Origin of the sequence: Rhodococcus sp. BH5 (genome assembly GCF_027583855.1) — a bacterium.
Taxonomy (GTDB): domain Bacteria; phylum Actinomycetota; class Actinomycetes; order Mycobacteriales; family Mycobacteriaceae; genus Rhodococcus_F; species Rhodococcus_F qingshengii.
Map to the genome: position 1 here is coordinate 218,033 of NZ_JAJHVW010000002.1, position 20,529 is coordinate 238,561.

Annotated in this window: 17 protein-coding genes; 6 read left to right on the forward strand and 11 right to left on the reverse strand. The window is 64.1% G+C overall.

From position 1 onward, the window contains the following. Positions 1 to 8 precede the first annotated feature (8 nt). From RhoBH5_RS07320 to RhoBH5_RS07330, 3 genes are read right to left on the reverse strand one after another with little or no spacing between them, the layout of a single operon-like run. Entirely contained in the window at positions 9 to 1,946 is a 1,938-nt protein-coding gene (locus RhoBH5_RS07320; RefSeq protein ID WP_058226066.1) for a VWA domain-containing protein, read from the reverse strand. A gap of 9 nt (positions 1,947 to 1,955) precedes the next feature. Continuing rightward, a complete protein-coding gene (locus tag RhoBH5_RS07325; protein ID WP_270008110.1) occupies positions 1,956 to 3,332 on the reverse strand; it encodes an ATP-binding protein in 1,377 nt (458 codons plus the stop codon). 54 nt (positions 3,333 to 3,386) lie between these two features. Further along, positions 3,387 to 3,803, reverse strand: coding sequence for a VOC family protein (locus RhoBH5_RS07330; RefSeq protein WP_047272569.1), 417 nt, complete (start codon positions 3,801 to 3,803; stop codon positions 3,387 to 3,389). 85 nt (positions 3,804 to 3,888) lie between these two features. On the opposite strand from RhoBH5_RS07330, the gene RhoBH5_RS07335 reads away from it, so the two are divergent. The 3 genes from RhoBH5_RS07335 (at position 3,889) to RhoBH5_RS07345 (ending at position 6,130) form a co-directional block, all read left to right on the forward strand. Further along, positions 3,889 to 4,461 (forward strand): DUF4126 domain-containing protein, encoded by a 573-nt coding sequence (locus RhoBH5_RS07335; protein WP_270008111.1) that lies wholly within the window; start codon positions 3,889 to 3,891, stop codon positions 4,459 to 4,461. 27 nt (positions 4,462 to 4,488) lie between these two features. Next, a complete protein-coding gene (locus tag RhoBH5_RS07340) occupies positions 4,489 to 5,457 on the forward strand; it encodes an alpha/beta hydrolase family protein (protein ID WP_003946348.1) in 969 nt (322 codons plus the stop codon). A gap of 451 nt (positions 5,458 to 5,908) precedes the next feature. Next, the gene (locus RhoBH5_RS07345; RefSeq protein ID WP_003946391.1) at positions 5,909 to 6,130 is read left to right on the forward strand and encodes a hypothetical protein; all 222 of its coding nucleotides are present in this window, start codon (positions 5,909 to 5,911) and stop codon (positions 6,128 to 6,130) included. Positions 6,131 to 6,206: 76 nt separating this feature from the next. On the opposite strand, the gene purH is transcribed toward RhoBH5_RS07345, so the two are convergent. The 4 genes from purH to RhoBH5_RS07365 all read right to left on the reverse strand — a co-directional run bounded on the left by purH (position 6,207) and on the right by RhoBH5_RS07365 (position 11,194). Then, positions 6,207 to 7,766 carry a bifunctional phosphoribosylaminoimidazolecarboxamide formyltransferase/IMP cyclohydrolase gene (purH, locus tag RhoBH5_RS07350; RefSeq protein ID WP_003946407.1) on the reverse strand — a complete coding sequence of 520 codons (1,560 nt, stop codon included), beginning with the start codon at positions 7,764 to 7,766 and terminating at the stop codon, positions 6,207 to 6,209. Further along, the gene (gene purN, locus RhoBH5_RS07355) at positions 7,759 to 8,478 is read right to left on the reverse strand and encodes a phosphoribosylglycinamide formyltransferase (protein ID WP_030534875.1); all 720 of its coding nucleotides are present in this window, start codon (positions 8,476 to 8,478) and stop codon (positions 7,759 to 7,761) included. The genes purH and purN overlap by 8 nt, the downstream gene beginning before the upstream one ends. 6 nt (positions 8,479 to 8,484) lie before the next feature. Next, the gene (locus RhoBH5_RS07360) at positions 8,485 to 10,017 is read right to left on the reverse strand and encodes a cell division protein PerM (RefSeq protein WP_270008112.1); all 1,533 of its coding nucleotides are present in this window, start codon (positions 10,015 to 10,017) and stop codon (positions 8,485 to 8,487) included. 121 nt (positions 10,018 to 10,138) lie between these two features. Then, the gene (locus RhoBH5_RS07365; RefSeq protein WP_042921326.1) at positions 10,139 to 11,194 is read right to left on the reverse strand and encodes a DUF5336 domain-containing protein; all 1,056 of its coding nucleotides are present in this window, start codon (positions 11,192 to 11,194) and stop codon (positions 10,139 to 10,141) included. An 86-nt stretch (positions 11,195 to 11,280) separates the two neighbouring features. On the opposite strand from RhoBH5_RS07365, the gene RhoBH5_RS07370 reads away from it, so the two are divergent. Further along, positions 11,281 to 11,916 (forward strand): IMPACT family protein, encoded by a 636-nt coding sequence (locus tag RhoBH5_RS07370; RefSeq protein WP_003946418.1) that lies wholly within the window; start codon positions 11,281 to 11,283, stop codon positions 11,914 to 11,916. Positions 11,917 to 11,958: 42 nt separating this feature from the next. Here RhoBH5_RS07370 and sucD read toward each other — a convergent pair whose 3' ends face one another. The 3 genes from sucD to RhoBH5_RS07385 all read right to left on the reverse strand — a co-directional run bounded on the left by sucD (position 11,959) and on the right by RhoBH5_RS07385 (position 16,067). Further along, complete coding sequence (sucD, locus tag RhoBH5_RS07375; RefSeq protein ID WP_003946432.1) at positions 11,959 to 12,861, reverse strand: succinate--CoA ligase subunit alpha; 903 nt, start codon at positions 12,859 to 12,861, stop codon at positions 11,959 to 11,961. A gap of 15 nt (positions 12,862 to 12,876) precedes the next feature. Next, on the reverse strand, positions 12,877 to 14,046 hold the full coding sequence (gene sucC, locus RhoBH5_RS07380; RefSeq protein WP_003946426.1) for an ADP-forming succinate--CoA ligase subunit beta: 1,170 nt from the start codon (positions 14,044 to 14,046) through the stop codon (positions 12,877 to 12,879). A gap of 179 nt (positions 14,047 to 14,225) precedes the next feature. Beyond that, positions 14,226 to 16,067: a hypothetical protein gene (locus RhoBH5_RS07385; RefSeq protein WP_256670045.1), complete on the reverse strand. Its 1,842-nt coding sequence runs from the start codon at positions 16,065 to 16,067 to the stop codon at positions 14,226 to 14,228. A 232-nt stretch (positions 16,068 to 16,299) separates the two neighbouring features. Between RhoBH5_RS07385 and RhoBH5_RS07390 the strand changes: the two genes are divergently transcribed. Beyond that, positions 16,300 to 17,307 carry a M23 family metallopeptidase gene (locus RhoBH5_RS07390; protein ID WP_270008113.1) on the forward strand — a complete coding sequence of 336 codons (1,008 nt, stop codon included), beginning with the start codon at positions 16,300 to 16,302 and terminating at the stop codon, positions 17,305 to 17,307. Positions 17,308 to 17,385: 78 nt separating this feature from the next. Here RhoBH5_RS07390 and pcrA read toward each other — a convergent pair whose 3' ends face one another. Continuing rightward, positions 17,386 to 19,878, reverse strand: a complete 2,493-nt coding sequence (gene pcrA / locus RhoBH5_RS07395; RefSeq protein ID WP_003946394.1) for a DNA helicase PcrA — start codon at positions 19,876 to 19,878, stop codon at positions 17,386 to 17,388. A gap of 316 nt (positions 19,879 to 20,194) precedes the next feature. On the opposite strand from pcrA, the gene RhoBH5_RS07400 reads away from it, so the two are divergent. Beyond that, entirely contained in the window at positions 20,195 to 20,512 is a 318-nt protein-coding gene (locus RhoBH5_RS07400; RefSeq protein WP_007727611.1) for a chorismate mutase, read from the forward strand. Positions 20,513 to 20,529: the final 17 nt, after the last annotated feature.

Consider the following 20,529-nt stretch of genomic DNA (forward strand, 5'->3'; position numbering starts at 1 on the left):
CGGCAGAATTAACGGCGACCTCGCATGTAGTCACTCACGACGGCTGCGCCGAGGCCGTCCAGGTCCGGTGCGATGACGCGTCCACCCACCCGGTGCGCCATCCGGTCGACCACCCTGGCCAGACCTGGATCCTCACCGAGGCGGAAGAACGTGACCTTGGCGCCCAGCCTGGCCACTGCGTCGAGTGCTCGAACCGTCAAACCGAGGGTTCGTGCACTCGGCGGGTAGTCGAACCTGGCTTCTCCGTCCGCTTCGAGATGAGCCGTCGGCTCACCGTCGGTGACGATCAGTACCACCGGCTGTGCGTTGGAGTGGCGTCGAAGATGCCTGGCCGCCAACAACAGTGCGTGGTGCAGGTTGGTTCCCTGGTCCCACGCGCCGTCCAAACCAGCGAGCTCCGACGGGCTCAGCACGTGCGCGTGGCGTCCGAAGGCGATCAACTGGAGTTCGTCGCTGCGAAATCGCGTACTCACCAGATGATTGAGTGCCAGAGCGGTGCGCTTCATCGGCACCCAGCGATCTTCCATCACCATCGAGAACGACGTGTCCACCAGGAGAGCAACCGCAGCCTGACTGCGCTGTTCGGTTTCGGCCACCTCGACGTCGACGACGCTCAGCCGCACCGGCATTCGGCCCGGGTCACGCAGGACGGCGTTGGTGATGGTTCTCGTGACGTCCCACGGTTCCGTGTCCCCGAATTCCCATTCGCGGGACGCTCCGGTCGGTTCACCCATCGCACCGGCCCGACGCGTATCGCGTTGACCGGTTCGCGACGACAGTTGCCCGGCGACATCGCGCAGAGCAGTCTGCCCGAGCTGTCGCATGGCTTTGGGCGACAAGCGCCATTGACCATCCGGTGCACGATCGAAGAAACCCTGTTCCTGCAAAGCCTTTTCGAGATCGGCCAGGGTGCGAGCATCAGCGGCGGCTTCGTCGCCGAGTTGCCGCGCGAGTAGCTCGGGGTCGATGTCGTCGAGCGCCGCGCCCGCGTATTGCTGCGACAGTTGATCCGCCAAGGATTCCAGCTCGGCGATGTCCTGCAGGGCACCGGTCCCCTCACCCAACCCCATTCCGTTGTCGCCGCGGAACTGTTGCGAACCTTCCCAGTCCTCACCCGGCCGAGCCGCCTGAAGGAACTGGTCGAGTTGACTCAGCTCACTCATCAGGCTCGGATCACCGAACGCCTGCTGCGCCAACGCATCCAACTCGTCACGCTGCTCCTGCGAGAGCGAGTTCCGCAATCGTTGTGCAGCCGCCGCGCGCTGCGCCAAAGAATCCAGAAGTTCCTCGACGTTGCGCGGGTTGTCCGGGAAATACTGCCCGTGCTTGTCCATGAACTCCGCGAACTGCTCCGCAGTGTCGACGCCGCGAGAGTGCGCGTCGAGCAGTTGATTCAGATCAGCCAGCATCTGGCGTATCTGCTCACGATCCTCGTCGGTGGCGCCCTCGAGTGCCTGCTTCATTCCCGAGAAGCGTTGATCGAGGACCTCTCGCCCGAGCAGATCACGAATCTTCTCGTAATCCGCGCGCGCCTGTTCGCTGCGCCAGTTGTAGTCGGCCAGATCTTGCACGGCCTGAGCTGTCGACGGCGGTAACTCCTCGATCCGCATTTCGTTGAATCGTGCGTCGTCGTCGAGAGCACGTGCCAGTTCTTTGCGCTCTTCGAGCACCGCCTTGTCGAGAAGCTTGCGAACCTCGTCGAGAGTTCCGTCGAGATTGTTGCGGCGCAGCAACTCGCGTCGACGCCGGTTCGCCTGGGCGGCAAGGTCGTCGAGCCCGCGCATGTCCCGGTTGCCTCGGCGCAGGAGCTCTCGGAGGGCATGGCGCGGCGACGTGCCCGACAACACGTCGTCGCCGATTGCTGCCAGGGCCTCGCGCAGATCCACGGGAGGCGCCAGCGGATCGGGACCACCGTCGTAAGGCCCGTACCGCGGATTGTGGATCATCACTGCCCCTTACGAATACACCGAGCGGCCGCCCGGGCCTTGATCTTTGGAGATCCGGCGCGCGAGGTAAAGCCCTTCGAGGGCAAGTTCGGCACCGGCGGCACGCTCGCCGTCGGATTGCGCGCCGAGGCGTTCGGCTACTTCGTCCAGGACCTCGAGGTCCGGAAGCTCGTCGAGAAATGCCTTGGCCGTGACAGATTCACCGGTGACGATCGTGTTGCCCATCTCCACCGCAGCAACCAGCATCCCCAGGTCGATCCCGCCGAGACGTACCCGAACCGTATCGGCCGTCGCGCGACGCAGCAGGTGCTCGAGCACCTCCAGTTCTCGTCCCTCTTCACCGGATTCGAACTCGACCTTGCCGCGAAGAACCTCGACCACGGACTCGAGATCGACGGGCCGTGCAACAGGATCGGCTTCGCCGAGCACCGCTGCCCGTCGTACCGCGGCGGCACCGACGGTTTCCGCGCCGGCGACGGCAAAGCGTGCCGACACACCCGATCGCTGGTCCACCGAGGTGGATTCGCGTAGCAAGCGCGTGAACCTGGCAAGAATTTCGAGAAGGTAGTCAGGCACCTCCGCGGCCAGGTGCGCCTCCTGCTCGATCACCGCGATCTCGCCCGCCAACTCGACGGGGTAGTGAGTGCGGATTTCTGCGCCGAAGCGGTCCTTGAGCGGTGTGATGATGCGCCCGCGGTTGGTGTAGTCCTCGGGGTTGGCGCTCGCGACCAGAAGAACGTCCAACGGAAGCCGAAGCGTGTACCCGCGGACCTGGATGTCCCGCTCTTCCATCACGTTGAGCAAGGAGACCTGGATGCGCTCGGCGAGGTCGGGAAGCTCGTTGATGGCCACGATTCCGCGATGCGCGCGGGGCACGAGACCGAAGTGAATGGTCTCCGGATCACCGAGGCTCCTACCTTCGGCCACCTTGACCGGGTCGACATCTCCGATCAGGTCGGCGACCGAGGTGTCCGGCGTCGCCAACTTCTCGGAGTACCGCTCGCTGCGGTGGCGCCAGGCGATCGGGAGGTCGTCGCCCAGTTCCTTGGCTCGACGTATCGAAGCCGGGGTGATCGGCTCGTACGGGTGCTCCCCCAGTTCCGAGCCTTCGATGACGGGCGTCCACTCGTCGAGCAGGAGCCCGAGAGTGCGAAGCAGCCTCGTCTTTCCCTGACCTCGTTCGCCGAGCAGAACCACGTCGTGGCCGGCGATCAGCGCCCGCTCGAGTTGCGGGGCGACCGTGTCCTCGAACCCGACTATCCCGGGCCAGGGGTCACGGCCGTCCCGCAACGCGGCGAGAAGATTCTCTCGTAGTTCTTCCTTGACACTTCGCTGTACGTGTCCGGAGGCGCGTAGCTCTCCGAGGGTTTTTGCGACAGTCACCACTCCACGCTACGAGTGTTTTCGGGGTTTCGCCTCTCGCCGAGGAAGTTCGGTCGCTCAGCCCTCGATGTTCTCGGGATTCATCCAGATGATTTCCCAGATGTGGCCATCGGGATCCTGGAAGCTGCGGCTGTACATGAAGCCGTGATCCTGCGTCGCGTTTCCTTCGGAACCGCCGGTCTCGAGCGCCTTGTCGACGAGGGCGTCGACGGCCTCACGGGTCTCGGCCGAGAGACCGAGCAGCGCTTCCGTCGACGTCGAGGTGTCGGCGATGCCCTTGGCGGTGAAGGTCTTGAAGAAGGGCTCGGCCAACAGCATCACGACGATGGTGTCACTGATGACCATCGACGACGCATTCTCGTCGGAGAACTGCGTGTTCTTGGAGTATCCGAGGCCCTCGTAGAAGGTGGTGGCCTTGCCGAGGTCCTTGACGGGCAGGTTGAGGAAGAACATCGGCTGCGGGTTTGTCGCCATGAAAGGTCCTTTCCGAGACTTTGCTGTGCGCCTTTATTAACCGCCGGCGGTTAATAAAGGCGCACAGTAGACCTAAACTCCACCCATGGATACCTGGGTGTTGCCCGCCATGCTCGGCCTCGGACTCGCCGCAGCGTCCGGAATGCGAACCTTCCTGCCGCTGCTGATGCTCAGCGCTGCCGTCCATTTCGAACTGTTCGGGATCACCGTCGGCGAGTCGATGCGGTGGATCGGATCGACCGGCGCGCTGGTCGCATTGGCAATCGCCGCGGTGGTCGAACTGGGTGCCGACCTCATTCCGTTCGTGGACAACGCACTATCGGTGATCGGGAACGTCACCGGACCGATTGCCGGAGCGATCGCCGCCTGGGCGGCCTTCAGCCATCTCGACCCTGCGATGGCCGCGTTGGCGGGCATCATCGTCGGAGCGCCGACGGCGTTGACGTTCAGCGCCGCGCAGACCGGCACTCGCGCGGTCAGTACGGCCACTACCGGTGGGCTGGCAAATCCCGTCGTTTCCGTCATCGAGGATGTGCTGACTTTCTTCACCTCCTTGATCGCGATGATCTTGCCGCTCCTGATCATTCCCCTGCTCGCCGCGCTCTTGTGGTTCAGCTGGCGTGGCTGGCGTCGCGTCCGGAGTCTGCGCACCGCCTGACCGCACCGACCTGGTAGACAAGTCGTCATGTCCGACACCGAGATCTCGTTCCAATCCGGCGACGTCACCCTGTACGGGAGTCTTCGCCTGGCCGCCTCACCCGACGCCCCTGCCCCGGCCGCGCTGATTCTGGCCGGCAGCGGCCCCACCGATCGCAACGGCGACAGCGCCCTCCTCGAAGGCGACATCGGAACTCTGCGGTTCATCGCGGATCTTCTTGAAAAACAAGGGATTTCAAGCCTGCGTTACGACAAGCTCGGCAGTGGCGAAACCGCCCTCGGTGACTACGACATCGAGGACATCGCCGATCTCGGCTTCAACACTTTTGTCGACGCCGCCTCCGACGGACTGGACTACCTCGCCGGGCAACCCGGTGTCGATCCCGAGCGCTTGTTCGTGGTCGGACACAGCGACGGCGCCGTAGTCGCACTGGCTCTCGCCACCGCGAAGGAGGGCGCCAGAGTCAGTGCCCTCGCACTGCTCGAGCCACTGAGCGTCAGACTTCTCGATCTACTCACGACGCAGATTCACCGCCAGCTCGATGCGGTCGTCGGCGCCGGTCAGTTGCCGGTCGAACTGGCTGACGAACTGCGCGTCGCGCTCGCCGATGCCGTCGAGTCGCTGCGATCCGAGGGCACTGTTCCGGATGACCTGCCCGAGCCGCTGCAGAATGCGGGACTCGTACACGCCAACGCCAAGGCACTCGCCGAGGAAGACGCATTGGACCCGGTTGCGCTCGTGGCGGCGCTACCGGCGGGCATGCCCGTTCTCACGAGCTGCTCGGACAAAGACATCCAAGTCATTCCCGCCGATGTCGCGGCACTCGACGCCGCGCTCTCACATACAGCGCTGACTTCCGTGCGGATGCGCAACGCCAACTTCGTACTCAAGGACATCGGCGACGAACAGTCCACCGGGGCCGACTACGTCGCGCCGCTTCCGTACTCGGCAGAGTTCTCGGAGCCCTTCACAGCGTGGGTCCGCTCGTTCTCCTGATCACGTACAGACCGAACGTCCTCTTTTTCAGGTAGAAAGTTCCCTCCGCGAACCATCGCGGAGGGAATTCTGCTTTCTACGCCTGACCTGCAATGAAGACTCTTTCAATCCAGCGAACCTGGGGACAGAAGTCACCCGGAGTTTACGTTCGCGGCGCTTTTTATTGGTGCGAACCCTCGATCCGTGCTGTACGGTCATCCATTAACCAGCAACGCCACACAGAAAGGAACGGACATCATGTCGCTACACCCGCACGTCGTATCCGTACCTTCGTGGCGCAGCTGCACCGCAGACAAGCACATTTTTTCGGCCGCAATGTCGGCCAAGCACATGGGCAACAAGCGCGGTGTACCCCGAGAATGATCCCCAGTTTCACCGGATTCGTTCTCGGGCACCCAGGGCAAACGCCTCGGGTGCCTTTTCTTTTACCTTTCACACGCAGGAGCACCACATGAAACTTCGAGTCAACCAACTGTCCATCGCGCCGCCGTATGTCGATCTGCCCGGTGACCTCACCGGATACGCCGTCACCCTGGATCTTTCACACTCCGATGCGGCCCACGAAGCTACCCTCGGCGCATTGATCAGCGAGATCCGCAGTCGCGGAGCCTCACGCGTCGTCATCACCGGCTCACCGCGCGAACTCCAGGGCACCCACAGCAGCGCCGCCTGAAAGACCCGGGCGGACTGAATGCAGAACGGGCCCCGAACTCCCGTTGAGGAGTCGAGGCCCGCTACCGACGCAGGAGTCAGTGCGCGAAGTGGCGCGCACCGGTCAGATAGAGAGTGACACCGGCTTCCTTGGCTGCGGCAATCACTTCGTTGTCGCGAACCGAACCACCCGGCTGCACAACAGCCTTGACGCCGGCATTGAGCAGCACCTGCAGACCGTCAGGGAACGGGAAGAACGCGTCCGAAGCTGCAACCGAACCTACGACGCGGTCACCGGCTCGCTGAACAGCCAGATGCGCTGCATCGACGCGGTTGACCTGGCCCATACCGACGCCGACGGACGCGCCGCCGGAGGCCAGCAGGATCGCGTTGGACTTCACCGAACGGCTGGCGCGCCAAGCAAATTCGAGGTCAGCGAGAGTCTCGGCATCGGCAGCCTCACCGTTGGCGAGGGTCCAGTTGGCCGGGTTGTCGCCGTCAGCGTCCAGAACGTCGCGCTGCTGGAGCAAGGTACCGCCGGAGATCGGACGCAGTTCGATTCCGGTAGCGGTCGGAGCGGCTGCCTTCAGAACACGAATGTTCTTCTTACGCTGCAGAACCTCGACAGCTCCGTCTTCGTACGAGGGCGCGATGACGACCTCGGTGAAGATGTCGGCGATCTGCTCGGCCAGTTCGACGGTGACCTCGCGGTTGGCAGCGATCACACCACCGAAAGCACTGACCGGATCGCATGCATGCGCCTTGCGGTGGGCGTCGGCGATGTCGGTGCCGATGGCGATGCCACACGGGTTGGCGTGCTTGATGATTGCGACGGCCGGATCAGTGAAGTCGTACGCTGCGCGCCACGCTGCGTCGGAGTCCGTGTAGTTGTTGTACGACATCTCCTTGCCGTGCAACTGCTCCGCCTGAGCCAAACCTGCAGGCGCAGCCGGGTTTTCGTACAGCGCAGCGTCCTGGTGCGGGTTCTCGCCGTAGCGAAGAACAGCGCTGCGGTTCCAGGTCGCACCGACCCAGGCCGGGAACAGCGAACCGTCCTCGTCAGCGGCGATCGTGCTCGTCATCCAGCTCGCAACCGCGACGTCGTACGACGCAGTGTGCTGGAAAGCCTGCGCTGCAAGCACAGTGCGCTCACGCAAGGTGAATCCGCCACCGGCAACGGCAGTCAGGACGTCGGCGTACCGAGCCGGATCGACCACGACGGCAACCGACGGATGGTTCTTGGCTGCAGCACGCACCATCGACGGGCCGCCGATGTCGATCTGCTCGACGCACTCGTCCGGGCTAGCGCCCGAGGCAACCGTCTCGGTGAAGGGGTACAGGTTCACGACAACCAATTCGAAGGTCGCGATGCCGAGTTCCTCGAGCTGAGCGAGGTGATCCGGCTTGCGGGTATCGGCGAGAACGCCGGCGTGGACGCGCGGATGCAGCGTCTTCACACGGCCTTCGAGGCATTCCGGGAATCCGGTCAGAGCCTCGACCGGGGTCACGGGGATTCCGGCGTCGGCGATCTTCGACGCGGTCGAACCGGTCGAGACCAACTCGACACCGGCCTCGTGCAGGCCCGTGGCCAGCTCGATCAGACCACTCTTGTCGTAGACGCTGACAAGTGCACGGCGCACAGCCTTGCGTTCACTCACTGGGGATCACGGCCTTTCGTCCATCGGAAACCACTCCGCGCGTAGCAACAGCGGCGATGACGTCCGCCAACAACCGTCGCTCCACAATTTTGATGCGTTCATGCAACGAAGACTCGGTGTCGTCGTCATGCACCGGCACAGCTTCCTGCGCCAAGATCGGCCCGGTATCAACTCCGCCGTCGACGAGATGCACCGTGGAACCGGTGACCTTCACGCCGTACGCCAGAGCGTCGGGAACCGCGTGCGCGCCGGGAAAGGCAGGCAGCAACGCGGGATGAGTGTTGATGATTCGGCCGCCGAAACGCTCGAGAAAGCTGGGGCCGAGGATTTTCATGAAGCCTGCACTGACCACGAGATCGGGTTCGTACTCGGCCACTGCTGCTGTCAGCGCCTCGTCCCAGGCGGCACGATTTTCGTAGGTCTTGATCGAGACCTTGAAGGACGGGATCTTCGAATCCGCAGCGTGCTCGGCGGCGAGGCAGTCACGATCTACACCGACGGCAACGATCTCGGCGGGGTATCCCTCGGCATGCGAAGCGTCGATCAGCGAAGTCAGCAGGGTTCCCGCGCCGGAAGCGAGTACGACTACCCGCGCGACAGAGTCGCGAAATTGGACCCTGTCGGGCATTGTCGGCTGCGGATTGTCGGCCGAGGCAGTCAGCGCACTACTCCTGAGAACTGGAAGATGATGCGGCCGGAGTATCGGCCGCATGACAGCCTAGTCGCTGGACTCCTGCGGCTTCGAGGGCAGGTCGGTCTCCGGCTCGGCCCCGGCTGTGGGGTCCGCCTCGGGTGCCGCGACAACCTCCGCGTCGACTACTTCGATCTCGACGGTTTCCTCTGTCACTACCTGCACGGGTTCGCCTGATTCTTCGACAATTTCGGCTTCGACGACCTTGGTCACTACCACCGCAGATTCCTGGGCGAGCACTTCGTCGGCGTTTTCGTCGTCCTCGCCATCCGTTGTGGCCGCGGCCGTGATCGCAAGTTCGGGCTCGGATTCTCGAGCCGGTTCAGCCGTCGGCGGCGCAACCTCGTCCTTCATGTGTCCGCGGTGTGAGAACCACATCGCGAACAGCGCCGAGACGGTTCCGAACAATCCCAGCCACGCGAAAGTCAGAAGACCGAAGCCCCACCACAGGACCTCGACGGTGCCGAACTGCCCGAGGTCTCCCCCCGCAGCAAGGGCAAGCAGAGCCATGACGACGCCGGCACCGGCAGCTGCCGTCAGCACTGCGAGCACACTGTCCTGCCCGGCGATGCGTCGAGCGCAATCACGGCCGAGCATCACACCCACCGCAGCCGGAACGATCAACAGCACCGGCCAGATTCCGCCGGCGACGCCTTCCGGAACCGCTCCGAGAAGGGGCAAGGGTGGCAGATCTCCACCGATGTTGCCGAACACGCTGATGGAGACGTTTCCGAAATCGGCCGTCGATCCCGTCATCACCGCGGCTGCACCGACCACGAGGTTCGGCAGGTAGAGCAGCGACAACACCGTCAATCCCAGTACGCCGACAAACCCGTTGCCGCGTGCGAGTAGGTCACCGACCGTCGACCACGACACGAGTAGCGACACCACGACGGCCACGGCGCCCGCAGCCAGCAGCGCTGCCGACGCAGCCGCGGCCGGACGAACAGCGGCAGATGCCCACGGCGGAATCTCGGCGACGACGCGATCCCAGTGCGCAGCAGCAACACCGACGGACGCGGCGATCAGGTGAATCCCGGCGACCCAGCCGAAAGCGGCCAACGTGTTGGGGCTCGACAGCGGAATTGCCGCGGAGGCGTCGGCGACAACGGCGAGAGCGATTGCCGTGATAGTCAACGGTCCGGCTACCGCCGCCCCCACCAGGCGGAGGGTGTCGTCACGGGAGTCGGTGTGCACCGCAGTCGACGCGCATCGGCGTGCGACCACCCACATCATGACCGCCGTTGGAAGCAGTGGCAGTACACCGAGTTGGACGCCGCTGATAGTCGCCGGCACCTGGTGGATGGCCAACCATGTAGTGGCAATGGCGCCGAAGGTTCCGGTCAGATCGCTGCTCGCCGATACCAAAGTGACCACGACGACAGCCGCGATCAGCAGCATCGTCAGGCCCGACGGTCGGAAGGCGACGGTCAGCAGCTTGCGCGCCAGGTCCGGGTTCGGTCCCGGGCGACCGCCGCCGACGCGGCCGCTGCCAGTACGACCACGTCCGGGTCGTGAGGACGTGGGACGGGACCGGGTGCCATCAATCAAAGAACTCATCCCCTCGAGGGTTTCACTCGACAGTGCGCCGCGCACTCAGGCGCGCCGTCGGGCTCACGGAATGTGGCCTCCACCCGCAGCGGGTCGGAGGCCACATTCATGTTCGTGAAACGAAGAAGTACTACTGCTGACGCTCGTCGGGGTTCTGCGAGCCGAAGACCTTGGTCTCGGCCGCGGAATCGCTGCTGCCCTGGTCAGGTTCCGCAGACGGCGTCGGCGCTTCGAAAGTGGGCGGCTCGAAGCCCGTCGGCTGCTCGGTCGAGCCAGTCTGCTGCTGGTTGTACGGCTGGCCGTAACCGCGTGGAGCGGTGAACTGATCCGACGAGTAACTCGGGTTCGGCTGGCCACCGGGCTGAGAGGTCAGCGGATAGTAAGACGACGTCGTCGCGGCCGACGAGTCGGTCTGTCCGGGATTTTGCACCGGGTTCTGCCCGTAGGGAGACGCAGTCTGGCCGTAAGGCGGCTGCGAAGCGGTCGGGTCGACGGGGGCGGCGTGCGCTCCCCCGTATCCCTGCTGCTGCGCCTGCCCGTACTGCGGATTCTGCTGGTACTGGCCCGGCTGCTGAGCCTGCTGAGGCTGGCCGTACTGAGCCTGTCCGTATCCCTGTGGCTGACCTGGCGCCTGCCCCGGCGCCTGGCCCTGGGGCTGGCCGTAAGGCTGCTGCTGACCGTACTGCTGAGCTACCGGTCGGGGCGCGGGCGCCTTCAGAATTCCGATCTCGAACAACAACGCGGCGACTGCGACGACGGTCTGCACGAACGAGAGGATCAGCACGATGATCAGGCCCCAACCGAGGCTGATGTCGACGTAGTCGCTGGTACCGACGGAGAACGCGGCGAACACCAAAGCGAAGAAACCCGTGAGGGTGAGCGCTGCGGCAATGCCTGCATACGACTGCTTCGGGAGGAGCGATACGCCCGCAACCACACCGCCGGCGAAAACGAATCCGAGGCCGTAGATGCTCGATTCGAAGAAACTCGAACTGGTATCCAGGCCGCTACCGATGCCGCTGCTGCTTCCACTGATCGACGTGAAGGGCGCAAAACCGAGCAGGAAATTGATCAGGCCGAGTGCCGCGACGGCGATGAGCAGGATGAATCCGAGATTCTTGGTTCCACCGCCCGCTGCCGGCTGATTCGGTGGCCCGAAGCTGGGCCCTTGCGGCGTGAACGTCATGACTTCTCCTCGTAGACGGTCTTCGATGGTTACCAGCGTATGTGTCTCGACTTCGCACGCTAACACCGACAGGAGACAATGGGCAGATGCCCTTCACCCTCGCGCCCGGCGCCGACCACGTCGTCGAAACCGAGGTGAAGCACTCACGATTCATCGCCGCGCTTCACCGAGTAGACGACGCCGAAGCCGCCACGGAGTTCGTCGCGGAGCAGAAATCGCTGTATCCCGATGCGCGCCATCATTGTTCGGCTTTCGTGATCGGATACGAGGCGAACTCACGCGTCGAGCGTGCACACGACGACGGTGAACCGGGCGGCACTGCCGGGGTGCCGATGCTTCAGGTTCTCAAGTCTCGAGATCTGGTCGATGTGATTGTTGTCGTCACGCGCTATTTCGGCGGAATCAAGCTCGGCGCCGGTGGATTGGTCCGCGCGTATTCGGGAGCGGTCTCGGTGGCTCTCGATTCGGCCGAGCTTGTGGCCAGGGAGAGAAAGGTCCTGCGCACTTTGGCGATCCGGCACTCAGAGGCCGGTCGGGTGGAAGCGGAGCTGAGAGCGCGGGGCGTCTCGGTGCTCGGAACTACGTATGGATCGAAGGCGGTGATGACGCTCGCCGCCGGTGACGCCGACGATCTCGATTCGATCGTCGCATCCATCACATCCGGTGCGGGGCAGTTGGAACCTGCCGGGTCGATGTGGGTCGATACCACTGTGCGTGGTTAAGGAGTCCGGAGACTCCCTAACCACGCACGGGGGCGAAGCCCCTTACAGGGACTGAAGAATCTCGCGAGCGAGAGCAGCGGTGGCGGACGGCGTCTTGCCGACCTTCACGCCTGCAGCTTCGAGAGCTTCCTGCTTGGCCTGAGCCGTTCCCGAGGAACCGGAGACGATGGCGCCGGCGTGGCCCATGGTCTTGCCTTCGGGAGCGGTGAAGCCTGCCACGTAGCCGACGACCGGCTTGGTGACGTTGGCCTTGATGTAATCGGCTGCACGCTCTTCGGCGTCGCCACCGATTTCACCGATCATCACGATGACCTTGGTCTCGGGATCCTTCTCGAACGCCTCGATGGCGTCGATGTGGGTGGTTCCGATGACCGGGTCGCCGCCGATGCCGATGGCGGTGGAGAAGCCGAAGTCACGGAGTTCGTACATCATCTGGTAGGTCAGGGTGCCCGACTTGGAGACCAGGCCGATGGGGCCGGTGCCTGCAATGTTGGCGGGCGTGATGCCGACGAGGGCCTCACCCGGGGTGATGATGCCGGGGCAGTTCGGTCCGATGATGCGAGTCTTCTTGCCCTTGGACTCGTTGTACGCCCAAGCGTAAGCGGAGTCCTGAACCGGGATGCCCTCGGTGATGACCACGAGGAGCGGGATCTCCGCGTCGATGGCCTCGACGATGGCGTCCTTCGAGAAGGCCGGGGGAACGAATGCGATGGAGACGTCTGCGCCGGTCTCCTTGATTGCCTCTTCGACCGTCGCGAAGACGGGGAGCTCGACAGGGGAACCGTCAGCTGCAACGTGCGAGACCGTGGTGCCGGCCTTGCGAGCGTTGACGCCGCCGACGACCTGGGTGCCGGCCTTGAGCATCAGAGCGGTGTGCTTGGTGCCCTCGCCGCCGGTGATGCCCTGGACGATGACCTTTGAATCCTTGGTGAGGAAGATTGCCATTGTTCTGTGAGTCCCTTACTTCGCTGCGTGAGCGAGTTCGGCGGCCTTGTCGGCGGCCTCGTCCATGGTTGCGACGACCGTGACCAGCGGGTGGTTGGCCTCGGCGAGGATGCGACGACCCTCTTCGACGTTGTTTCCGTCCAGGCGAACGACGAGCGGCTTGTTGGCCTCGTCACCCAGGGTCTTCAGTGCGCCGACGATGCCGTTGGCAACTGCGTCACACGCGGTGATGCCGCCGAAGACGTTGACGAACACGCTCTTGACCTGTGCATCGTTGAGGATGACATCCAGGCCGGCAGCCATGACTGCAGCGGAAGCTCCGCCGCCGATGTCGAGGAAGTTGGCGGGCTTGACGCCACCGTGGTTCTCGCCGGCGTATGCGACGACGTCCAGCGTGGACATGACCAGGCCTGCGCCGTTGCCGATGATTCCGACCTCACCGTCGAGCTTGACGTAGTTGAGGTCGTTTTCCTTGGCCTTGAGCTCGAGGGGATCGGTAGCGTCGCGATCCTCGAATGCCTCGTGGCCGGGCTGACGGAACGCTGCGTTCTCGTCGAGGGTGACCTTGCCGTCGAGGGCGAGGATCTGATCGTCAGGCGTACGAACGAGGGGGTTGACCTCGACGAGGAGTGCGTCTTCGCCGATGAAGACCTCCCACAGCTTCTGGATCGTCACGGCCGCTGCGTCGAGCACCTCTGCGGGCAGCTTTCCTGCCTCGGCGATGCTGCGCGCGAACGCGAGGTCGACGCCCTTGACTGCGTCGACGGGGATCTTGGCGAGAGCGTCGGGGTTCTCCTCGGCGGTGACCTCGATCTCGACGCCGCCCTCTACCGAGCACATGGCCAGGTAGGTGCGGTTGGTGCGGTCGAGCAGGAAGGAGATGTAGTACTCCTCGGCAATGTCACTTGCCTCTGCGACCAGCAGCTTCTTGACGACATGGCCCTTGATGTCCAGGCCCAGGATTGCCTCGGCGTTTGCCACTGCGGCATCCACGTCGGGCGAGTACTTGACGCCACCGGCCTTGCCGCGGCCGCCTACCTTGACCTGTGCCTTCACCATCACGGGCTTACCGATTTCTTCGGCAATCTCGCGTGCGCCGGCGACTGTGTCTGTAACACGTCCAGCCGAAGTCGGCACTCCGTGCTTGGCGAAGAGTTCCTTCGCCTGGTATTCGAAGAGATCCATCTGCTCACCGTCTCGTCTGCGTTGTCACCCGCTCGAGGGGTAGGAGCGGGTCTGTTCTGGACTTTAACCAGTTGCCGCGTTCGGTTTGCGCCCGCATTGATGCTATGTGGCCCAAGTCACGCGCAATTGCTCGATGAGGCACGCCTCACCGATTCGGCAAGGTGGCCACACCGAATTTGTCAAGCATCAGTCTCACTGATTCTTGCGCTCGAGAACGCTGCAACGAGAAGCAACACTATGCCCGTGGCCGCTGTGATCGCACCCACCCCCACGGTTGCGTCCGATATGCGCGATGACGTGAGTGGCCACTCACCGACGTACACCAGAGCTGCCACGGCAGATCCGATCAGCAATGCCGCGCCCCGCGACGGCCGCGCGGACGCTGCGATCACAGCGGCGATCACGACGGTGACGCCGACGAGCAGTTGACCCCAGACGTCAATTCCCCACGGCCACTCCAGAACTGAGGCCGCCGTATAGGCGTCGCCCTGATAGAGGGGAAGCGCGGTTCCGATCAGGACAGCGACGGCGCCGATCCCACCGACGAGAAGCACCAGCCCTCTCGAACCGCCACCTACCGACGTGTCGACATCCTCACGCTCGGCGCTTCCCGCCAGCCAGACGAGCAGTCCCGTCGCCGCAGCGAGGAAAGCCGCGCCGCAGAGCACGAAGGCACCGGCCCCCAACCCGACGCCCGGTACGTCCGTGGCGATGACAGCCGACTGCATGACAGCGGCGACTCCCATCACGACCGTGGTCCACAACACGCCGACGGCCGGCCGCACCACCGCGGCGCGGCCCGGGGCGAACAGGCCCAGACCGGCGACCAGCAGTAGAGCAGCCGCGAGCAAGACAACTCGAGACGACAGCATCGACGGCTCCGGGATTCCATCCGGCAACGACAGGACAGGCAAAGCCGAGCCGACGCCCGCAACAGCCGCAGTGATGATTGCGGCGGTACCGGCAACGCGGTGAAGTCTGTTCACCCGCGCTTGCGCCGCCCGGGACTGAGCCACCATCGCCGCTTTCAGCGCACCCTTTGTCGTCTTCGCGGGTGCGCGAACCACACTTTCAGCGGGACTCGCATCTGTTTCACGCCTGGAAGCGAGGTAGGGAGCTGAAACTCCGATCACGGCGATGACCACAGCGGCCAGTGCCCCGACCACCGATCCCGAACCGACGCCGATCCGATCGCCGGCCGCGAACCCAGCCATCACCCTGGTTCCACTGACTGCGAGTGCGCCGAGACCGACACCGATCAGGGCGCCGCAGCCCACCGGTAGCGAGATGGACGTCAATGCCGCCGCGACCGCAACGAGTACCGCGACGCCGACCAATCCTGTACCGACGGCGGTGGCCGCCGCCGAGTCGACGAGCGGTTTGACCAGAAAGATCGGATCCTGCGAACTGAAGGAAGAACCGAACAGGGAGAGCACGAACACCACCGCGGCCAGAATCAGCAGCGCAGTCGGCCATCCGCCGATCCGCCCGCCAACCGATCGCCCGTCGAATTCCGCGGCGCGAGCGCTGCCGTATCCGTCCCGCTCCGATTCACGATGGACGACCATGAAGCCGAGGACACCGGACACCACAAGAAGTCCGTGGCCCGCGAGCGCGAGATAAGCGCCCGGACCCGCATCGATCGAACCCGCCGAAATCGGACGGAAAAGGTCCAAGCGGTTTGCATCGATTGCGTCGACGAACAACTGAACGTCGAGGATCGCCGCGCCGAGGGACACCGCGCCGATACCTGCCAGGAGTCCACCTGCGAAGGCGGGCCTGCGCCCCGAGGTGAGCACCGCAACCAGCGGCACGACGATCGTGCAGACGGCAGCGAAGAGAGCGGCAGAAGCAAGAGCCCCCGTCGTGTCGACCCCGCGGCCACTCCCGACTCCGACGACGGGACTGGCTGCCACTCCGACGGCACCGAGCAGTCCGATTACCGCCGCGAGTGGCGCCCCGGACTTCACTCCGGGGTCGTCGATACGCGCCTGCGACGTAGTTCCAGGTGTTGTGGACACTCGATCGACGGTAGTGCCTGAACGGACCGGTGATCCGGTTGTGACACGCGCGATCACGAAACGAGATGATTCGTCCGTTTTGCCCGGATCGACATATTCCCAGGTCAAGCTGTGAGGCACGTCACATAATCGGACAGGTTTCCGCTACGGCTTGCGCCCATCGCAATCATTTCGTTACCGTCAGTCGGTCTAAGTCACGGGCTGATCACGAACTCGAGGAGAGAACCGGCATATGCATCACCGCAGCCAGTTCACCGCTAGTAGGTTCTCGAACTCAGCTCCAGACGAGGTCACGACCACTTATCCAACGCACTCGGCCAGGCGTTACACCGAGACCAAAAGTTCTGAGATCTCTACCGATATGTTCACTCGAAATTCATCCTCCACGTCGTCAGATTCCGACTCTCACGAGTTCGTCGAGTCCGACGTGATCAGCACCCCCACTTACGCCTCCTCCGCACCGACAGTCGATGTCGAATCTCCGGTTCGCCGCAGCGGTGCTCACCGACTCCCCACCCCTCCCTCCGCTCTCAAGGGCCGCGCCGCCGTTCTGGCAGTTGCAGCCGGCGCGGTTGTCGCCGCGGGCCAGGCAGTTGTCAACGACGGTTCCTCTTCTGCCGCCGACCACTCGGAAGTTGCACTCGCCAACGAGTCCTCCGCGATCGGTACCACCGCAGAACCGCAGGCCGCTCAGTTCGCTCCGGCCACCACCGAGGCCGACGCTCCGCAGGTCCTCAACGTCGCAGCGCCGACCGACCTCTCCCAGTTCAGCAACCTGCTTGCCAAGGGCCAGCGTTTCAGTGACGAGCGCGCAGCACGCGAAGCCGCTGCCCGTCGCCCGCTGTTCGTCCTGCCGGCAGTGGGCACGTTCACGTCCAATTTCGGCACCCGCTGGGGCACCCTGCACGCCGGCGTCGACATCGCCGCCCCGATCGGGACGCCCATCGTCGCCGTCGCCGACGGCAAGGTCATCGATTCAGGTCCGGCTTCCGGGTTCGGCATGTGGGTACGCCTACAGCACGCAGACGGAACGATCACCGTCTACGGCCACATCGACACGTCCACCGTCACGGTCGGTCAGCAGGTCATGGCCGGCGACCAGATCGCCACTGTCGGCAACCGCGGCTTCTCCACCGGCCCGCACCTTCACTTCGAGGTTCATCTCGCCGGCGAGAACAAGATCGATCCCCTCCCCTGGCTCGCCTCACGCGGCATCAGCCTCGGCGTCGAGCAGGACTGATCGCAAGCCCAACGCTTCTGATGAAAAACTTACGGCCCGTACCTTTCCAGGTACGGGCCGTAAGTTTTTGCCTGTCTTCTACAGCTTGACCATCGGCACACCGCCGATGAGCATCAACCGCACCTTGCCCGCGCTACCGAAGTCGATGGTGACCGTCGCGGTGGGGCCAGTGCCCTTGGTTTCCAACACGGTGCCCAGACCGTACTTGTCGTGACTGACGCGGTCACCCGTGGCGAGGACCAGAACGTTGTTGCGGCCACGCGCGGCACCGAAACTGGGAGTCGACGCGGCCTTGCCGGACCCTCCCCCGTAGTTCTGCCCGCCGCCGTATCCCTGGCCGCCCTGGCTGCCGTAGCGGCTTCCGCTGCCGTAACCCGGCCTGCCGCTTCCGAATCCGCCACCGGTGCCCGGATCCTCACGGCGCCAGTTGATCAGGTCCTCCGGGATCTCCTGGATGAACCGCGACGCCGGGTTCTGGATCGGTTGCCCCCACGCCGAACGCATGATCGCGCGCGTCAGGTACAGGCGCTGCCTGGCACGGGTGATGCCGACGTAAGCAAGTCGACGCTCTTCGGACAGCTCCGCCGGATCGCCGAGGGCGCGCATGTGCGGGAACTGCCCGTCCTCCCAACCGGTGACGAAGACGACCGGGAACTCGAGGCCCTTGGCGGTGTGAAGCGTCATCATGGTCACGACGCCGTCGTCGGAGTCCGGCAGTTGATCGGCGTCGGCGACAAGCGATACCCGTTCGAGGAAGGCGGCAAGCGAACCCGGATCGGGTTCACCTTCACGCATTGCTGCGGTTTCCTCGTCGTCCGGATCGATCAGCCCGGCCGCGTTTCGCGCGTCGGAACTGAATTCCCTTGCCACGCTGACGAGTTCGTTCAAGTTGTCGAGTCGCGCGCCATCCTGCGGATCGCTGCTCGCCGCAAGCTCGGCGCGGTAGCCGGTGCGCTCGAGCACCGCCTCGGCAACCTCACCGATGTCACCGAGCTCGAACGGTTCGTCCTCGTCGGCGGCCGCTGTCGGTAGCAGGGCCCGCAGCCCGTCCATCATCTCGAGGAACGACGCGATGGCCTTCTGTGACCGCGTATTGAGCAGCGCCACTTTGCCTTCCGCGCCGTCACGGAGAGCGGCGGCGAAGCTGATGTTGCGATGCTCGGAGTGCACGGCGACGCAGGCTTCGGCTCGATCACCGATACCGCGTCGGGGCGTGTTGAGAATGCGTCGCAGGCTCACGGTGTCGTCCTCGTTGGCGAGGACGCGCAGATACGCGACGATGTCCCGAACTTCCTTGCGCTCGTAGAAGCGAACGCCGCCGACCACCTTGTACGGCACTCCGAGTCGAATGAAGATCTCCTCGAGCGCGCGCGAGGAGTTGTTGGTCCGGTAGAACACCGCGATGTCGGCGAACTTGGTCTCGCCCTGGTCCACCAGCCGATCGATCTCCGAGGCGACAAACGATGCTTCGTCGTGCTCGTTGTCTGCAACGTAGCCGACGATCAGTTCGCCTTCACCCGAATCGGTCCACAGACGCTTTTCTCGTCGGCCGGTGTTCTTGGAAATCACGGAGTTGGCCGCAGACAGAATGTTCTGCGTCGAACGGTAGTTCTGTTCGAGAAGGATGGTCCGAGCATCCGGGTAGTCGCGTTCGAACTCTTCGATGTTGCGGATAGTGGCTCCGCGGAACGCGTAGATCGACTGATCGGCGTCACCGACGACGCACAGTTCGGCCGGGGCAACGGCGTGGTCGGACTCGCCGGCTCCACCGACCAGTTCACGCACAAGCATGTATTGCGCGTGGTTGGTGTCCTGGTACTCGTCGACGAGCACGTGACGGAAGCGGCGGCGGTAGTACTCGGCGATCTGTGGAAACGCCTGAAGAAGCGCGACGGTCTCACCGATGAGATCGTCGAAGTCGAGTGCGTTCGCCGCACGCAGCCGCTGTTGGTAGTGGCCGTAGACCTTGGCGATCAGTCGCGGAAGTTCGGCCGGATCCTGATCGGCTGCGACAACCGCCTCTTCCGGTCCGACGAGTTCGTTCTTCAGGTTGGAGATGTGAGTGGCGAGAAGCCGCGCGGAGAATCGTTTGGTGTCGAGCTCGAGGTCCTTCGAGATCATCGTCAGCAGTCGACGCGAATCGTCGGAATCGTAGATCGAGAAATTCGAGTTCAAACCGGGTAGGAGCGCCGCCTGTGCTCGCAGAATCCGCACGCAACTGGAGTGGAACGTCGATACCCACATGGCGTTGGCACGCGGTCCGACAAGAGCTGCCACACGCTCGCGCATCTCGGCCGCAGCCTTGTTGGTGAACGTGATGGCCAGGATCTGACCGGGGGTGACACCCCGTTCGGCCAGCAGATAGGCGATGCGACGCGTCAGCACTGCAGTCTTGCCCGAGCCGGCTCCCGCGACTATCAGCAACGGCGAACCGGCATGGACCACGGCCTCGCGCTGTTGCGGGTTGAGACCCTCGAGGAGGGCGTCCGAACCCGCGTCGTGTCCCCGCGCGCCGCCCCCGTCGTGCTGGGAATGTCCGTCGTGCTCACCGAGTGCTGGGTACGTGTTCATCGCCTGTCCACGCTACCGGCGTCCACCGACACGGTCGTCAGTGCGTCCACCTGCTGGTAGAGGCACTTGGATTACCTGTGTCGAGCATGGCAAACTGGACGCTATGTTCAGCATTTCCGTTCGCGACAACACGGCCGACCCCGTCGGCCCGCTGTGGCGTTACTTTACGTGCCCCGGACCTCGGTGCACGTGATCTGAACAGCTCACCCGCCCCTGGTCCGAATCGGATCCGGGGCATTTTCGTCAGTGTGCCTGGATCGGTAACGACCCGAGCCGAGACCACGATCCACGCAGTAGGAAGAGGAGACGAATAGCAATGAGCACCCAGGCTGCAGCCCCCCATGGAAATACTGTAAATACTGCTCCGACAGACGTCGAGATCCCCCAGAGTGAGGCGGAGATCGACGAACTACGGAAAGAAATCGACCGTCTCGACGCCGAGATCCTCGCGGCCATCAAACGTCGCTCCGAGGTCTCCCAGATCATCGGCCGTACCCGGATGGCATCGGGTGGTCCGCGTCTGGTGCACAGCCGCGAGATGAAGGTCCTCGAACGATTCAACGAGCTGGGCCAGGAAGGCCACACCCTCGCGATGCTGCTCCTGCGCCTGGGCCGCGGACGCCTGGGCCACTAGCGCACGACCTGTTCACT

Coding starts and splice junctions, on each gene's coding strand:
- RhoBH5_RS07330 (WP_047272569.1), bottom strand. CDS start 3,803: ATGGCGACAAACCCGCAGCCGATGTTCTTCCTCAACCTGCCCGTCAAG.
- RhoBH5_RS07340 (WP_003946348.1), top strand. CDS start 4,489: ATGTCCGACACCGAGATCTCGTTCCAATCCGGCGACGTCACCCTGTAC.
- RhoBH5_RS07360 (WP_270008112.1), bottom strand. CDS start 10,017: ATGAGTTCTTTGATTGATGGCACCCGGTCCCGTCCCACGTCCTCACGA.
- purN (WP_030534875.1), bottom strand. CDS start 8,478: ATGCGGCCGATACTCCGGCCGCATCATCTTCCAGTTCTCAGGAGTAGT.
- RhoBH5_RS07365 (WP_042921326.1), bottom strand. CDS start 11,194: ATGACGTTCACGCCGCAAGGGCCCAGCTTCGGGCCACCGAATCAGCCG.
- sucC (WP_003946426.1), bottom strand. CDS start 14,046: ATGGATCTCTTCGAATACCAGGCGAAGGAACTCTTCGCCAAGCACGGA.
- RhoBH5_RS07335 (WP_270008111.1), top strand. CDS start 3,889: ATGGATACCTGGGTGTTGCCCGCCATGCTCGGCCTCGGACTCGCCGCA.
- sucD (WP_003946432.1), bottom strand. CDS start 12,861: ATGGCAATCTTCCTCACCAAGGATTCAAAGGTCATCGTCCAGGGCATC.
- RhoBH5_RS07345 (WP_003946391.1), top strand. CDS start 5,909: ATGAAACTTCGAGTCAACCAACTGTCCATCGCGCCGCCGTATGTCGAT.
- RhoBH5_RS07390 (WP_270008113.1), top strand. CDS start 16,300: ATGCATCACCGCAGCCAGTTCACCGCTAGTAGGTTCTCGAACTCAGCT.
- RhoBH5_RS07320 (WP_058226066.1), bottom strand. CDS start 1,946: ATGATCCACAATCCGCGGTACGGGCCTTACGACGGTGGTCCCGATCCG.
- RhoBH5_RS07370 (WP_003946418.1), top strand. CDS start 11,281: ATGCCCTTCACCCTCGCGCCCGGCGCCGACCACGTCGTCGAAACCGAG.
- pcrA (WP_003946394.1), bottom strand. CDS start 19,878: ATGAACACGTACCCAGCACTCGGTGAGCACGACGGACATTCCCAGCAC.
- RhoBH5_RS07400 (WP_007727611.1), top strand. CDS start 20,195: ATGAGCACCCAGGCTGCAGCCCCCCATGGAAATACTGTAAATACTGCT.